14 protein-coding genes, 4 tRNA genes and 1 pseudogene are annotated in these 15,842 nt (G+C 45.6%); 15 read left to right on the top strand and 4 right to left on the bottom strand.

What is annotated here, in order from left to right:
* Positions 1–210: 210 nt before the first annotated feature.
* From C9I89_RS23075 to C9I89_RS17360, 4 genes and pseudogenes are all read right to left on the bottom strand, one after another.
* Positions 211–700: pseudogene (locus tag C9I89_RS23075) on the bottom strand (IS630 family transposase).
* On the bottom strand, positions 660–1,166 hold the full coding sequence (locus tag C9I89_RS23080) for a helix-turn-helix domain-containing protein (protein WP_425440422.1): 507 nt from the start codon (positions 1,164–1,166) through the stop codon (positions 660–662). Before C9I89_RS23080 ends, C9I89_RS23075 begins: the two are co-directional and overlap by 41 nt.
* A 300-nt stretch (positions 1,167–1,466) precedes the next feature.
* Positions 1,467–2,816, bottom strand: coding sequence for a CDP-diacylglycerol--serine O-phosphatidyltransferase (pssA, locus tag C9I89_RS17355; RefSeq protein WP_107284583.1), 1,350 nt, complete (start codon positions 2,814–2,816; stop codon positions 1,467–1,469).
* Positions 2,817–2,944: 128 nt separating this feature from the next.
* Positions 2,945–3,370, bottom strand: coding sequence for a GNAT family N-acetyltransferase (locus C9I89_RS17360; RefSeq protein WP_107284584.1), 426 nt, complete (start codon positions 3,368–3,370; stop codon positions 2,945–2,947).
* 75 nt (positions 3,371–3,445) lie between these two features.
* Between C9I89_RS17360 and murB the strand changes: the two genes are divergently transcribed.
* From murB to rpoB, 15 genes are all read left to right on the top strand, one after another.
* Positions 3,446–4,486 carry a UDP-N-acetylmuramate dehydrogenase gene (murB, locus tag C9I89_RS17365; RefSeq protein WP_107284585.1) on the top strand — a complete coding sequence of 347 codons (1,041 nt, stop codon included), beginning with the start codon at positions 3,446–3,448 and terminating at the stop codon, positions 4,484–4,486.
* Positions 4,483–5,445 carry a bifunctional biotin--[acetyl-CoA-carboxylase] ligase/biotin operon repressor BirA gene (gene birA, locus C9I89_RS17370; protein ID WP_107284586.1) on the top strand — a complete coding sequence of 321 codons (963 nt, stop codon included), beginning with the start codon at positions 4,483–4,485 and terminating at the stop codon, positions 5,443–5,445. The genes murB and birA overlap by 4 nt, the downstream gene beginning before the upstream one ends.
* A complete protein-coding gene (locus tag C9I89_RS17375; protein ID WP_107284587.1) occupies positions 5,445–6,176 on the top strand; it encodes a type III pantothenate kinase in 732 nt (243 codons plus the stop codon). The genes birA and C9I89_RS17375 overlap by 1 nt, the downstream gene beginning before the upstream one ends.
* A 95-nt stretch (positions 6,177–6,271) precedes the next feature.
* Positions 6,272–6,347, top strand: a tRNA-Thr gene (locus C9I89_RS17380).
* A gap of 17 nt (positions 6,348–6,364) precedes the next feature.
* Positions 6,365–6,449, top strand: a tRNA-Tyr gene (locus C9I89_RS17385).
* A 38-nt stretch (positions 6,450–6,487) separates the two neighbouring features.
* Positions 6,488–6,562: transfer RNA gene (locus tag C9I89_RS17390), tRNA-Gly, on the top strand.
* Positions 6,563–6,574: 12 nt separating this feature from the next.
* Positions 6,575–6,650, top strand: a tRNA-Thr gene (locus C9I89_RS17395).
* Positions 6,651–6,755: 105 nt separating this feature from the next.
* Positions 6,756–7,940, top strand: coding sequence for an elongation factor Tu (tuf, locus tag C9I89_RS17400; RefSeq protein ID WP_107284588.1), 1,185 nt, complete (start codon positions 6,756–6,758; stop codon positions 7,938–7,940).
* Between the two features lie 215 nt (positions 7,941–8,155).
* The gene (gene secE, locus C9I89_RS17405) at positions 8,156–8,533 is read left to right on the top strand and encodes a preprotein translocase subunit SecE (RefSeq protein ID WP_107284589.1); all 378 of its coding nucleotides are present in this window, start codon (positions 8,156–8,158) and stop codon (positions 8,531–8,533) included.
* Positions 8,534–8,544: 11 nt separating this feature from the next.
* On the top strand, positions 8,545–9,090 hold the full coding sequence (nusG, locus tag C9I89_RS17410) for a transcription termination/antitermination protein NusG (protein ID WP_107284590.1): 546 nt from the start codon (positions 8,545–8,547) through the stop codon (positions 9,088–9,090).
* A 125-nt stretch (positions 9,091–9,215) separates the two neighbouring features.
* A complete protein-coding gene (gene rplK, locus C9I89_RS17415) occupies positions 9,216–9,644 on the top strand; it encodes a 50S ribosomal protein L11 (RefSeq protein WP_107284591.1) in 429 nt (142 codons plus the stop codon).
* A 4-nt stretch (positions 9,645–9,648) separates the two neighbouring features.
* Positions 9,649–10,350 carry a 50S ribosomal protein L1 gene (rplA, locus tag C9I89_RS17420; protein ID WP_107284592.1) on the top strand — a complete coding sequence of 234 codons (702 nt, stop codon included), beginning with the start codon at positions 9,649–9,651 and terminating at the stop codon, positions 10,348–10,350.
* A 254-nt stretch (positions 10,351–10,604) separates the two neighbouring features.
* Positions 10,605–11,099, top strand: a complete 495-nt coding sequence (gene rplJ, locus C9I89_RS17425) for a 50S ribosomal protein L10 (protein WP_107284672.1) — start codon at positions 10,605–10,607, stop codon at positions 11,097–11,099.
* Positions 11,100–11,159: 60 nt separating this feature from the next.
* On the top strand, positions 11,160–11,522 hold the full coding sequence (gene rplL, locus C9I89_RS17430; protein ID WP_107284593.1) for a 50S ribosomal protein L7/L12: 363 nt from the start codon (positions 11,160–11,162) through the stop codon (positions 11,520–11,522).
* Positions 11,523–11,745: 223 nt separating this feature from the next.
* Positions 11,746–15,771, top strand: coding sequence for a DNA-directed RNA polymerase subunit beta (rpoB, locus tag C9I89_RS17435; protein ID WP_107284594.1), 4,026 nt, complete (start codon positions 11,746–11,748; stop codon positions 15,769–15,771).
* The last annotated feature ends 71 nt before the right edge of the window (positions 15,772–15,842 follow it).

Consider the following 15,842-nt stretch of genomic DNA (forward strand, 5'->3'; position numbering starts at 1 on the left):
AATGGTTCGACGAACTTGGTCTGGTGAATCTTGAGCATGTAAGGACAGGGTATGTGTTCAGCGCAGAGCTGAACATGGGTATGCAGGAGCCGTATACGAGGTCCGTACGTACGGTTCTGTGAGAGGGTTAAGGCGGTAACGCCTCACCCTACTCGATGCGTTTGGATCAATACCATTCTAGCTAATTAACTGGTCAGGTTGATCCAGCTTCTAGTGCACATCTTCGTTACTCTTTGCGTGCTGCCTCATCCAACTCCAAACCTGCTCTATTGAATTCTGCTCAGGTGAATATGGCGGGAGTTTTATGATACTGATGAACAGTGTCTTCGGTGTGCCACCCAGCACCATCCATTATCACAACAGCATGCCTCCCTTTTTCTGTTACATTGAATATTTGCTGGAGATGCTGTCTCATGGCATCTTTATTGGTCCAAGGGGCAACAATTGCTTCTCCTATTCCAGGGCCAGGGCCAGGGCCAGGGCAAACTGAACCAAAGAGATACGCATACTCGAACTGTTGTTGTTTGATAACTCGTGGATGTGTTCCTGTTTTTGCCCAAAGCCTGGTCGTTGTGTTCTGCTGACCAAACTTTGCTTCATCTTGAAACCAAACGTCAACACTCTCAAGCCCTATATGCCCGGGGATCTTAAGGATCGTTTCAATTTTGAATTTTTTTAAAATCCTCTTGGATTTTATCAGACTGTTTAGGGTGCTTTGAGCGAGAGGTTATCCATGAAAAGCCCATTTTTTTGAGCAAGATATAGATGTAGTCCGAGTGGTAATCTTTACCAAATGTCCGTTTTATATAGCCATGAATATCATAGCCTGTGAGTCTGCCGCCATCGGGTTTAGTCGCGTTCTCTTCGATGTACTTGGCTAGCTGTTGCTTCTTTAGATTAGAGAGAAAAGCAGGACGTCCAGTGCGAGGTTTTTCTAGTCCTTCCTCAAGAAAAACCTGAACCCATTTGTTAACGCTGGTACGACTAACCTTTAAGAAATTAGCAATTTGAGTGCGTGAGTGGCCATCTTGAAAATGGGCAAGTGCCAATAAGCGCATTTTCATCTGGATAGATTTTTGTTTACTGGCAAGAGATTTAAAGTCGATATTATTAAGGCTATCCATGGCAAGAAAACTAGAGGAAATAGATAGCCTGAATTTGATCATATTTTTACCTAGAATGGTTTTACATAATCAGTAACAGTTGGTCGGGAATCGCTTCAATGCTAGGTGTGGCAGGTCTAGTATGAGTTGTACTGGTTAAGTCAGCGTTGAAGTGAGAAGTGGCTAGCATATTATTTTGACTATCAACAACCCAGATAGCGTTGGCCGAATACACATCTTTGGTCAGTATCTGTAAATCCGCTGGGGATTGAGAACAGAAAAATTTGATCCTCTTCTGGTACAGGGAACTGAATGTACGCTGAGGATCAATATCAATGGCTGCGCTAGTTAGGCTTTGAGTCCTTAAAGAATCTGATTAAGGATGTGATCGGCTTTAATTCGGCGGATACGCTTAATCAGCTTTCTAACCTGAGCAGGGTAAGTGTCGACTTTTTCGATAAACTTATAGCTACCGACAAGTTGAGTATGGCTCAAAATGCAATCAAGCTCTTGCTGCTTCTGTTCTGCCAATAGCTGGTTCTTATCATGCACCAAGATGGCATTTTCCAAGTCAAGCTTCCAGGCTCTAGGGTTAAGGTTATTGCCTGTGATCAGCATATAGCTACGATCAACCCAGATCCCTTTTAAATGGAAACTGTTGTCATTGTGCTTCCAAAGGTGAATAGCTAACTGACGACGAGCAATCGCGGCTTCGTTTTGCTTAGCGAAATTACGAAGATTAACTTCATATAAATAAGGCAGACCAGCAATCGTTTTAAATGGCTCGCTAGGCGGGATGTAAAAGTCATTTGCTGTCTTATCACCAACAACAATGGTTACCTTTACACCACGTCGGATAGCTCTTTTAACTTCACGGCTAATTATGCGTGGAAAGTTAAAATAAGGTGTGCAGATAGTCAGTTCTTTCTGTGAGCTCGCAATCAACGTGCAAATATGTTGATTCAGCTTATTCTTTCGCTTACCCAGACCTATAAGCGGTGTCAGGCCTACCTGATCGTCAGCGATAGAATCCGGAGAGAAAGAATAGCTCGCATGCTGTAATTGACTGCGAAGATCTTTGATGGCACCTTTTAATGCTTTGGTCTCTGGACGAATGGGCTGACTTAAGCAATTGACGGCATCACTATTAGCCAGAGTCTCAACGATGAACCTAGCCATGCTATCTGCGAGGTTTACATTTTGTATGACGTGATAACGGTCATAACGATAACGTTGATGTTGTGCAAGGTATACATCGTTCAGGCTAGCACCGCTATAGATAACTTTATCATCGATCACAAAGCCTTTAAGGTGAAGAACGCCGAACACTTCTCGGTTACGTACCGGTACTCCTAACACATCAATCTGATGTTGGTAGGTTTCTGCGAATTCACGATATAGTGCCGCATTACCATCTGATTTCACTGCACCAATGAGTCCTCGTTGGGCACGGTGCCAATCAACAAGTACTTTGATGTCTAACTCAGGATTTGCTTGTTTCGCTTCATAAAGCGCAGTCAAAATACCCCGGCCCGCTTCATCGTCTTGCAGATATAATGCAACAAGATAAATACGTTGTTTGGCTTGGGTTATTTCCTTATGTAGCCGTTCACGGAAAGATCCTGCATCTAGAAGTGTCTCTAAATCTTCCGGCTTGTGTGCAATACATGGCAATTGCTCAATGCGTTGCCTGTTAGCAATAGCTGAATCCATTATCGCCTCGTTTATGCGACCTATAATAAGATAAATCTGTTAATTAAGAGAGCAATTATACCAGAAAATCATCTAATTCCATGTATACCAATACTGGCTTGTGTCACGGATGGGCTGAAAACTGTAAATTAGTGTTGATATCGCATTGCAATCAGCTCTTTACCACTCAGACGATAGCGCTGGATCCTGCTAGCCAAAGGCTCTGGTAACTCATTATCTGCTATCACTGTAAAACCTGAGTCCTGATACAATTTTTCCAGATGATTAAAGGCAAAGCAGAAGCATGGCGTGTGGATTAACTGTTCATTGGTCGCTGTGATCAGTTGCTTGGCGATACCGCAACTTCGAAGTTCCGGGTGGACTAACATACCGGTGAGCAATTGGTAAGATTCAAATTGCTTGAATCTGACACAGCAGATTATCCCGCTGGTATTCTCTCCTATCCAGATGATTTCATCTCTTTTAGCTTTTCCGGCTGGATAATAGGATTTATAGAAGCGATTAATCAGTGGGAAACGTAGAGGTTCTAAAGGGTGGAATTTAATCTTGCTCATGGGAAAACACTGCGTAGTTAGGATGAATCAGTTAAAATGCAGCCAATAGTATAAAAGGTATGGTTCGATATTAGCATGAAAGTTTTGCAAGAAAGGTCACTGGCACCTTTTCACACCTTCGGTATCGAGGTAACAGCGGAGCGCATTATTGTTGTTGAATCCGCTCAGGATCTGGTGGCAATTTGGCAGGATGAGCAGTATCGGGCTTTGCCCAAGTTGATTGTTGGCCAGGGCAGCAACTTGTTGTTCTGTGAAAACTACGCTGGCGTGATTGTATTAAATCGTATTACTGGCATTGATATAACGGAAACGGCGGATGAGTATTTATTGCATGTCGGAGCCGGTGAAGACTGGCATCAGCTGGTTCTCTCGTCTGTGGAAAATAATATGCCGGGTTTGGAAAATCTGGCCTTGATCCCTGGCTGCGTGGGCTCATCGCCAATCCAGAATATTGGTGCGTATGGTGTTGAACTGAAGGACGTCTGCCAGTATGTCGATGCGGTTGAGCTGAACACAGGCAAACCTTCCCGAATATTGGCTTCAGATTGTCAGTTCGGCTACCGAGATTCTATTTTCAAGCATGCACTGAAAAATACCCATGCGATAGTTGCTGTAGGATTAAAACTGCCTAAAGCGTGGCGTCCTAATATCAGTTACGGCCTTCTGGCACAGTTTGCCTCTGAGACCGTAACAGCCAAAGAAATATTTGATGAAGTATGCCGTATCCGCCAGCAGAAGCTGCCGGATCCCGCGGTATTAGGCAATGCAGGTAGTTTTTTCAAGAACCCTGTCGTTGATAAGACCAAGCGAGAGCAGCTAATGGCGGTTTATCCGAGCATGCCAAGTTATGAAATGGCGGATGGATCCTTCAAGCTGGCCGCTGGCTGGTTGATTGATCAATGTGGCCTGAAAGGCTATCAGGTGGGAGGGGCAAAAGTGCATGAGCAACAAGCACTGGTATTGGTCAACCACGCACAGGCAATTGCCAGGGATGTGCTTGTTCTTGCACGAGATGTTGTCTTTACGGTTGAAGAGAAGTTTGCTGTCACTCTAGAGCATGAAGTACGTTTTATGGCTGCAGAGAAAGAAACCAAGTTGGCAGAGGTTATGTCATGAAAGAACACTCTACACGTTTGGCATTAGTGGCCATGATGTCTGATGGTAAATTTCATTCAGGAGAAGCTTTGGGAGAGTCTCTTGGAATTTCCCGAGCCGCAATAAGCAAACATATCAGGCAATTACAGGGCTGGGGTCTAGATGTCTACCGAGTGCAGGGGAAAGGCTATAGCCTGGCATCAAAATTGGAACTGCTTGATTGCGATAAAATTTTAGCTCAGGTAAAGTGCTCAAACTTAGATCTCATACCCGTTATCGATTCGACTAATCAATTTCTACTCGACCGGGTCGGCCAGTTACCTCAAGGTGCAGTTTGTTTGGCTGAATATCAGCAGGCTGGTCGAGGGCGTCGGGGACGGCAATGGCTGTCTCCTTTTGGTAGTAATTTGTATCTCTCTATGTATTGGCGACTTGATGCCGGGATGGCAGCTGCGATGGGGTTGAGCCTTGTTGTTGGCATCGCTATTGCTGAAGCTTTACAAACATTGGGTGCTGACGAGATTAGAGTGAAATGGCCTAATGATTTGTATTATAAAGATAAGAAGTTGGCCGGTATTCTGATTGAGATGACAGGCCAGACGGGAGAAGCTGCCCATCTAGTTATAGGTATGGGGCTCAATGTTGCAATGACTGATCAGGAAGGAACAGATATTGATCAGGCTTGGACCAATCTGGTACAGGCGTGTGATGACCTACCTGAGCGAAACCAATTAGCCGCGGTATTGATTGAGCGACTACATCAAACGCTAACGGCTTATGAGCAAATCGGTCTCGATGGTTTTATCGATCGTTGGAATAAATTAGATAACTTTTTGAACCGCCCTGTTAAATTATTGATAGGTGAACGTGTGGTAGAAGGAATTGCCCGCGGCATTGATAAACAGGGTGCCTTATTACTTGAAACCGATGCGGGTATAGAGCCGTATATCGGTGGTGAAATCAGCCTTAGAGGTTGTTGATGCAATTATTAATTGAAGCGGGTAACACCTATGTCAAAGTTGCCCAATTATTTGAATCTGGAAATTTTGAACTGTTAGGCCGTTACCCTAGCCGTAAATTAGAAATGGTACTTGAGCCACTATTAGAAAAAGGAATTCATAGAATAGTGTTTGCCAGTGTCGGGCCTGTTGAGGTTGATAATTCAATCCAACGCATTGCTCAGATGGCTAATATCCCGGTCATGCAAGTGAAGACGCTACGTAAAGACTTTGGTGTTAAGAATGCCTATTCTGAATATCAATACCTTGGTGTAGATCGCTGGCTAACCCTTGTCGCTGTCAGACAAGAGTTTAAAAAGCCAACAGTCATTGTCGATATTGGTACCGCATTGACGTTTGATGTGCTGGCTGAAGACGGCAAGCATTTGGGGGGCTGGATTGCACCCGGTTATCAGTTAATGATGCAATCGGTACTGGAAAATACCCGTAAAGTTTTCTCTGATCGTGAGCATGGGGAACATATAACATTCGCAGATAATACGGCGGATGGTCTGAAAAATGGCTGTCGGGCAGCACTGGTCGGGTTAATCGAATATGGCCTCAAGCAGGCAAAAGAGAAACTTGGAACGAGCCCTGAAGTGATCTTATGTGGCGGAGGTATGCGTCATCTACCGACACCTTGGTCAAAACGCTATTTGCATCGTTCGGAGTTGGTCTTGGAAGGATTGGCCCTGTACGCAAAATGCCGATGATGATTAAATTTGAGACGGTTAAGGAAAAAAAATAAAAAAAACTCTTAAAGGTATTGCAAGCCTATAAATGATTAACTAGAATGCGCAGCAATTACGCCGACTTAGCTCAGTAGGTAGAGCAACTGACTTGTAATCAGTAGGTCACCAGTTCGATTCCGGTAGTCGGCACCAGTTTTAGCTATACCCCTGGAGGGGTTCCCGAGTGGCCAAAGGGATCAGACTGTAAATCTGACGGCTCCGCCTTCGAAGGTTCGAATCCTTCCCCCTCCACCATTTTCAAGTAGTTTGATAGCTCTACGAGTTACGAGTTTGCGGGCATCGTATAATGGCTATTACCTCAGCCTTCCAAGCTGATGATGCGGGTTCGATTCCCGCTGCCCGCTCCACACTTCTTGTGTGCTGATATAGCTCAGTTGGTAGAGCGCACCCTTGGTAAGGGTGAGGTCGGCGGTTCAAATCCGCCTATCAGCACCATCCCTTCTCCAAGTCGCTCTCAAACCATTTGATATATACTCTACAAACCCATGTTTGGTTGTGTGGTCGTAATGCCACCTAATGCCGTGTCTAGAGGGACTATCTATGTCTAAAGAAAAATTTGAACGTCTTAAGCCACACGTTAACGTTGGTACTATCGGCCACGTTGACCATGGTAAAACGACTCTAACTGCTGCTATCTGTACAGTTTTGGCAAAAGTTTACGGTGGTGCCGCACGTGACTTCGCATCAATCGATAACGCTCCAGAAGAGCGCGAGCGTGGTATCACAATTTCTACTTCACACGTAGAGTACGATACGCCATCTCGCCACTACGCCCACGTTGACTGCCCAGGACACGCCGATTATGTTAAAAACATGATCACCGGTGCTGCACAGATGGATGGCGGTATTCTGGTTGTTGCTGCAACTGATGGCCCTATGCCTCAGACACGTGAGCACATCCTTCTTGGTCGCCAGGTTGGTATTCCTTACATCATCGTATTCATGAACAAATGTGATATGGTTGATGATGAAGAGCTACTAGAACTGGTAGAAATGGAAGTTCGTGAGCTTCTTTCTGAATACGACTTCCCAGGCGATGACTGCCCAGTAATCATGGGTTCTGCACTAGGCGCACTTAACGGTGAAGCTCAGTGGGAAGATAAAATCGTTGAACTAGCTGAAGCTCTAGATAACTACATCCCAGAGCCAGAGCGCGCAATTGACAAGCCGTTCATCCTTCCTATCGAAGATGTATTCTCAATCCAAGGCCGTGGTACTGTTGTTACGGGTCGTGTTGAGCAAGGTATTGTTCGCGTTGGTGACGAAGTTGCTATCGTTGGTATCAAAGAAACCATCACTACGACTTGTACTGGTGTAGAGATGTTCCGTAAGCTTCTTGACGAAGGTCGTGCTGGTGAGAACGTTGGTGTTCTTCTGCGTGGTACTAAGCGTGACGAAGTTGAGCGTGGTCAAGTTCTTGCTAAGCCAGGTTCAATTACTCCGCACACCACTTTTGAGTCAGAAATTTATGTTCTGTCTAAAGATGAAGGTGGCCGTCATACTCCATTCTTCAAGGGCTACCGTCCACAGTTCTACTTCCGTACAACTGACGTAACTGGTACTATCGAGCTACCAGAAGGCATTGAAATGGTAATGCCTGGTGATAACGTTCAGATGAAAGTGACTCTAATCTGCCCAATCGCGATGGATGAAGGTCTGCGTTTTGCGATCCGTGAAGGCGGTCGTACAGTTGGTGCTGGTGTTGTTGCTAAGATCTTCGAATAAGATTTGACGACAAGGTACCAAAAGGGCATCATTTGATGCCCTTTTCTGCGTCTGATTTTTTATTCGTGTAATTTTTAGTCAAAGGCGTAGAGTAGAAGTTCGTTGAGATGAAGTTTTTTATAATGTCATTAAAGGTTTAGTCCTTTCCTTCATTTAGGACCTCGCACTAGCGGGGTCGTTTTCGTCTATATTGAGACTAGTTACAGGTTGGTTGTATGAAAGCGAATGCCGAAAACCAAAGCAGCCCGAGCAGTATGGATGGCCTTAAGTGGGTCGCTGTATTTGCTTTGCTTGCTGCCGCTGTGGTTGGTAATTACCTGTACAGTGATGTTTCTGTAGTGTTGCGCGCAGCCGCGATAGTAGTGCTTGTTGCTGCTGCTGGTGGTATTGCCGCACTTACAGCAAAAGGTAAAACCGCGATCACGTTTGGACGTGAATCGCGCATGGAAGTCCGCAAAGTGGTATGGCCTACTCGTCAGGAAGCTACGCAGACAACCTTTATCGTTTTAGCCGTCACTGTCATTATGGCGTTAGCCTTGTGGGGAATTGACGGCATTATGGTCCGTTTAGTCCGCCTAGTTACCGGTGTGTGAGGTAAGAGTTCATGAGCGAAGCTCCAAAAAAACGATGGTATGTAGTACAGGCTTTCTCCGGCTTTGAAGGTCGTGTCGCGCAGTCACTACGTGAGCATATCAAAATGCACAGCATGGAAGATTACTTTGATGAGGTACTTGTACCGACCGAGGAAGTGGTTGAAATGCGTGCTGGCCAGCGTCGGAAGAGTGAGCGTAAGTTCTTCCCTGGTTATGTGCTTGTACAGATGGTGATGAACGACGAGACATGGCACCTGGTACGTAGTATTCCTCGTGTAATGGGGTTCATTGGCGGTACATCTGACCGTCCTGCTCCTATCTCTGATAAAGAGGCGGATGCGATTCTTAATCGTCTGCAGCAGGCGAGTGAATCACCAGTCCATAAAACAGTATTCGAGCCGGGTGAAGTGGTTCGCGTTACTGATGGTCCATTTGCTGATTTCAACGGTGTTGTTGAAGAAGTGGATTATGCCAAGAGCCGCGTGAAAGTTTCTGTGTCGATCTTTGGCCGTGCAACTCCGGTTGAGCTAGAGTTCGGCCAAGTAGAAAAGAACTGATCGATTAGTAATCAGTTTGTATTGTCAGGGGCGGGGGATTGAACTATAATTTCGCGCCCTTTCGTTAGACGGGGAGTCTATTTCTAGAAAATAGACGTTTGAACCCAAATTTTAGGTATATAGCAATGGCTAAAAAAGTAGAAGCGTACATCAAGCTGCAGGTTGCAGCTGGTGCAGCAAACCCAAGTCCACCAGTTGGTCCTGCTCTAGGTCAACACGGTGTTAACATCATGGAATTCTGTAAAGCGTTTAACGCTAAGACTGACTCAGTTGAGAAAGGTCTTCCGACTCCTGTTGTTATCACAGTATACAGCGACCGTTCTTTCACGTTCATCACTAAGACTCCACCAGCTGCAGTTCTTCTTAAGAAAGCAGCAGGCGTTAAGTCTGGTTCTGGCCGTCCTAACACTGAGAAAGTTGGTACTGTTACTGACGCTCAGATTCAGGAAATTGCTGAAACTAAAGCAGCCGATATGACTGGTGCTGACATCGAAGCTATGAAGCGTTCGATTGCTGGTACTGCTCGTTCAATGGGCCTAGTGGTAGAGGGTTAAGACAATGGCAAAACTGACTAAACGCATGCGCGTAATCCGTGACAAAGTTGATTCTACTAAAGAGTACGAAATCAACGAAGCTGTTGCTCTTCTTAAAGAACTGGCTACTGCTAAATTCGTAGAAAGCGTTGACGTTGCTGTTAACCTTGGTATCGATGCTCGTAAATCAGACCAAAACGTACGTGGTGCAACTGTACTGCCACACGGTACTGGTCGTGATATCCGCGTTGCTGTGTTCACTCAAGGTGCAAACGCAGAAGCAGCTAAAGAAGCTGGCGCAGATCTGATCGGTATGGACGATCTTGCTGACCAAGTTAAGAAAGGCGTAATGGACTTTGACGTTGTTATCGCATCTCCAGATGCAATGCGCGTTGTTGGTCAATTAGGTACTATCCTTGGTCCACGCGGTCTTATGCCAAACCCTAAAGTTGGTACTGTAACTCCTAACGTTGCTGAAGCAGTTAAAAATGCTAAAGCAGGTCAGGTTCGTTACCGTAACGACAAAAATGGCATCATCCACACTACCATTGGTAAAGTAGATTTTGACGCTGCAAACCTTAAAGAGAACCTAGAAGCACTTCTAGTTGCTCTGAAGAAAGCTAAGCCTTCTTCTGCTAAAGGTACTTTCATCAAGAAAGTAAGCATCTCTACCACTATGGGTGCAGGTGTGTCGCTAGACCAGAACACTCTGGAAACTAACGTATAATAATTTGCAGAATTGTCAGGTTAGTGTATAATCTGGCGTTCACAAATTCATGGCTGAGGCTAATTGCTTGTAAATTAGCCTTCGTCAAAGACCGTAGGCGTTCTTAGGAGCTTAATATTACCTACGTAGACGGTGCCAGAACATGATTGATGTAAGTCTTTCTTGGATCTGCGCCGTAAGACTCTCCTGTCATTCTGACAGTGAGTGGTGTAATGACTGGGGTAACCCAGCAAAAAATCCAGGAGCTATATCCAATGGCATTAAATCTTCAAGACAAAAAAGCAATTGTTGCTGAAGTCAACGAAGCTGCCAATGGTGCCCTGTCTGCAGTTGTTGCTGACTCTCGTGGTGTTGCAGTTGGTGCGATGACTTCTCTACGTAAACAAGCTCGTGAAAACGGCGTTTACCTGAAAGTTGTTCGTAACACACTTGCACGTCGCGCAGTTGAAGGTACTGATTTTGAATGTCTAAAAGACGTTTTCGTTGGTCCTTCACTAATCGGTTTCTCTAATGAGCACCCAGGTGCTGCAGCGCGTCTTTTCAAAGACTTCGCTAAAGAGAATAAAGATTTCGAGTTCAAAGCAGCCGCATTCGAAGGCGCTGTTGTTGACGCAGAAATTCTTGCGACACTACCAACTTACGACGAAGCTATTGCGCGCCTAATGATGTGCATGAAAGAAGCTTCAGCTGGCAAGCTGGTACGTACTATCGCAGCTGTACGCGATCAGAAAGAAGAAGCAGCGGCTTAATTGCCCCTGTTTTATCTGAACGCTATATTAAATTAATTGTTGATTTCAAAGAGAATTGTTATGTCTATCACTAACGAGCAAATCCTAGACGCAGTTGCAGAAATGTCTGTAATGCAAGTTGTTGAGCTTATCGAAGCTATGGAAGAAAAATTCGGTGTTTCAGCTGCAGCAGCAGTTGTAGCAGGCGGCGCAGCTGAAGTAGCTGAAGAGCAAACTGAGTTTGACGTAATCCTAACAGCTGTTGGTTCACAGAAAGTACAAGTTATCAAAGCTGTACGTGGCGCAACTGGCCTAGGTCTTAAAGAAGCTAAAGCAGTAGTTGACGGCGCTCCAGCACCTCTAAAAGAAGGCGTTGAGAAAGCTGAAGCTGAAGCTCTTAAAGCTCAGCTAGAAGAAGTTGGTGCTACTGTTGAAATTAAGTAATTATTACTTAATTTCTTAGCCTGTAAAGGCTAATGGCTGGTGGCTGAATGCCACCGGCCTTTTTGCGCTGTAGGGTAATGGTATTTTTCACATTGTTTTGTAACCATTATTCATGCAAAAAACAGCCCTGATTCTTCAGAGTTGTTCCTACAATAAACAGTGTTATTAGTCACTGTCCCCTGGTTGGACAGTTTGGATCACTTATTAGCGATCTGAGGAACCTATGGTTTACTCTTATACCGAGAAAAAGCGTATCCGTAAGGATTTTGGTAAGCGTCCACGCGTTTTGGATGCACCATACTTGCTGTCGATCCAGCTTGATTCTTTTCAGAAGTTCATCGAGCAGGATCCAGAAGGGCATTACGGTCTAGAAGCTGCCTTTCGTTCTGTTTTTCCAATTCAGAGCTATAACGGCAATTCCGAGCTGCAATACGTTAGCTATCGTCTCGGTGAGCCGGTCTTCGATGTCAAAGAATGTCAAATTCGTGGCGTAACTTACTCTGCACCACTACGTGTGAAGCTACGTCTTGTCATGTATGACAAAGACGCGCCGGCTGGCACTGTAAAAGACATTAAAGAACAAGAAGTTTACATGGGCGAAATTCCGCTCATGACAGATAACGGTACTTTCGTTATTAACGGTACCGAGAGGGTTATCGTATCCCAGCTGCACCGTAGCCCGGGTGTCTTCTTCGACAGCGATAAGGGTAAAACCCACTCCTCAGGTAAAGTGTTATATAACGCACGCGTAATCCCATACCGTGGTTCATGGTTGGATTTCGAGTTTGATCCTAAGGATAACGTATTCGTACGTATCGACCGTCGTCGTAAGCTACCAGCTTCAATCATTCTGCGTGCATTGGATTATACCACTGAGCAGATCCTTGATATGTTCTTCGATAAAGTTAACTTCGAAGTTCAGGGTAAGTCACTGGTTATGGAACTGGTGCCTGATCGTCTACGTGGCGAAACTGCAAGCTTCAATATTGAAGCGAACGGTAAAACCTACGTAGAGCAAGGTCGTCGTATCACCGCTCGTCATATTCGCCAGTTAGGCAAAGACGGTGTTGATCACATTGAAGTTCCTGTTGAATATATCGTCGGTAAAATCGCATCACGTGATTACGTGAACGAAGAAACTGGCGAGCTAATTGTCGCTGCTAACCAGGAATTAAGCCTGGAATCTCTAGCGCTACTGTCGCAGGCTGGTCATAAGTCTATTGAAGTTCTGTTTACGAACGACCTAGACTACGGCCCGTACATGTCTGATACCTTGCGTGTCGACAACACCACTGACCGTTTAAGTGCGCTAGTTGAAATCTACCGCATGATGCGTCCTGGTGAGCCGCCTACACGCGAAGCTGCTGAACAACTGTTTAATAGCCTGTTCTTCTCTGAAGATCGCTATGACTTGTCAGCTGTTGGTCGTATGAAGTTCAACAGTTCTCTTCTTCGTGATGAGATCACAGGTTCTGGTACGCTTGACAATCAAGACATCATTGATGTTATGCGTAAACTGATCGAAATTCGTAACGGCCGTGGTGAAGTTGATGATATCGACCACCTGGGTAACCGTCGTATTCGTTCAGTTGGCGAAATGGCTGAAAACCAGTTCCGTGTTGGTCTAGTTCGTGTTGAGCGTGCTGTTAAAGAACGTCTGAGCCTTGGCGATCTTGATGCGATCATGCCGCAAGACCTGATTAATGCTAAGCCAATTTCTGCTGCAGTTAAGGAGTTCTTCGGTTCTTCTCAGCTGTCTCAGTTTATGGATCAAAACAACCCGTTGTCAGAAGTTACTCACAAACGTCGTATTTCGGCGCTTGGTCCAGGTGGTCTGACTCGTGAACGTGCTGGCTTTGAAGTTCGAGATGTACACGCGACTCACTACGGTCGTCTATGTCCAATCGAAACGCCGGAAGGTCCAAACATCGGCCTAATCAACTCGCTGTCTGTATTTGCGCGTTGTAACTCTTACGGTTTCTTAGAAACTCCATACCGTAAAGTGGTTGATGGTAGCGTTACTGACCAAATCGATTACCTGTCTGCTATTGAAGAAGGCCAGTATGTTATCGCTCAGGCGAATGCTGCGCTGGAAGAAGATGGTAGCTTCAGTGATGAACTTGTTACTGCCCGTCAGAAAGGTGATTCTGGCTTGCACCCACGCGACCATGTTCAGTACATGGACGTTGCAACCAACCAGGTTGTATCTGTGGCGGCATCCCTGATCCCATTCCTAGAGCACGATGATGCTAACCGTGCACTTATGGGTGCGAACATGCAGCGTCAGGCTGTTCCAACATTGCGTGCTGATAAGCCGTTGGTTGGTACAGGTATTGAGCGCTCTGTAGCGGTTGACTCCGGTGTAACCGCCGTAGCTAAACGTGGCGGTCAGGTTCAGTCTGTCGATGCTTCTCGTATCGTTGTTAAAGTGAACGAAAACGAGCTAGTACCAGGCGAAGCTGGTATCGATATTTATAACCTAACTAAGTACACCCGTTCTAACCAGAACACCTGTATCAACCAGCGTCCAACCGTGATGCCGGGTGAACCAGTGGCTCGTGGTGACGTACTTGCAGATGGTCCTTCGACCGATCTGGGTGAGCTTGCACTTGGCCAGAACATGCGTATCGCGTTCATGCCTTGGAATGGTTATAACTTTGAGGATTCCATCTTAGTTTCTGAGCGTGTTGTACAGGAAGATCGCCTGACAACAATCCACATTCAAGAGCTTTCTTGTGTGGCGCGTGACACGAAACTGGGCTCTGAAGAAATCACTGCTGACATCCCTAACGTGGGTGAAGCTGCGCTTTCTAAGCTGGATGAATCTGGTGTTGTTTACATCGGTGCTGAAGTGAAAGGTGGCGATATTCTGGTAGGTAAAGTGACACCTAAGGGTGAAACTCAGCTTACACCGGAAGAGAAGCTACTGCGTGCAATCTTTGGTGAGAAAGCGTCTGACGTTAAAGACTCTTCTCTACGTGTACCAAACTCTGTGTCTGGTACCATCATCGACGTTCAAGTCTTTACTCGCGATGGCGTAGAAAAAGACAAGCGTGCGCTTGAAATCGAAGAAATGCAGCTGAAAGAAGCGAAAAAAGATATCACAGAAGAATTCCAGATCCTTGAGGGTGGTCTTCTTGCTCGTGTTCGTACGCTTCTACTTTCTGCGGGTTACGGCGAAGATAAGCTTTCTTCAATGAACCGTGAAACACTGTTTGCTCAAACGCTAGATGACGAAGAACTGCAAAACCAACTGGAGCAGTTGGCAGAGCAGTACGACGAATTGAAAGCTGAGTTTGATAAGAAGTTTGAAACTAAGCGTCGTAAGATCACACAGGGTGATGACCTAGCACCGGGTGTCCTTAAAATTGTTAAGGTATACCTAGCTGTTAAACGTCGTATCCAGCCTGGTGATAAGATGGCGGGTCGTCACGGTAACAAGGGTGTAATCTCTAAGATCAACCCTGTTGAAGATATGCCGTACGATGAAAAAGGTCAGACTGTCGACATTGTTCTGAACCCACTGGGTGTACCATCTCGTATGAACATCGGTCAGATCCTGGAGACTCATATGGGTCTTGCAGCGAAAGGTATCGGTGACAAGATCAACGAGATGCTGAAGCAGCAACAGGAGTTACATAAGTTCCGTAACTTCCTACAGAAAGTTTACGATCTGGGTGATACTCGCCAGAACGTCGACATTGCTGCTCTGTCAGACGAAGAAGTGATGACATTGGTTCAGAACTTGCGTAAAGGCCTGCCAATCGCAACGCCAGTATTTGATGGTGCTCCAGAAGCGTCAATCAAAGAACTGTTGAAGCTTGGTGACTTGCCTGAGTCTGGTCAGCTGAAATTGTTTGACGGTCGCACCGGTGACATGTTTGAGCGCCCTGTAACAGTTGGTTACATGTACATGCTGAAACTGAACCACTTGGTTGATGACAAGATGCACGCCCGTTCTACCGGTTCTTACAGCCTTGTTACTCAGCAGCCGCTGGGTGGTAAAGCTCAGTTCGGTGGTCAGCGTTTCGGTGAGATGGAAGTATGGGCGCTTGAAGCATACGGCGCAGCATATACACTTCAAGAAATGCTAACCGTTAAGTCAGATGACGTTAACGGCCGTACGAAGATGTATAAAAACATCGTCGACGGAGATCATCGTATGGAACCTGGTATGCCGGAATCATTCAACGTATTGTTGAAAGAAATCCGCTCGTTGGGTATCAACATCGAGCTGGAAGACGAATAAGACTTGGTTTACCAAGCTTATTAGTTACTCCGGTATAAATATGAAGGCGCCAGAAGACTGGCGCCTTTATG

The sequence above is a fragment of the Photobacterium lipolyticum genome, from assembly GCF_003026475.1.
GTDB lineage: Bacteria > Pseudomonadota > Gammaproteobacteria > Enterobacterales > Vibrionaceae > Photobacterium > Photobacterium lipolyticum.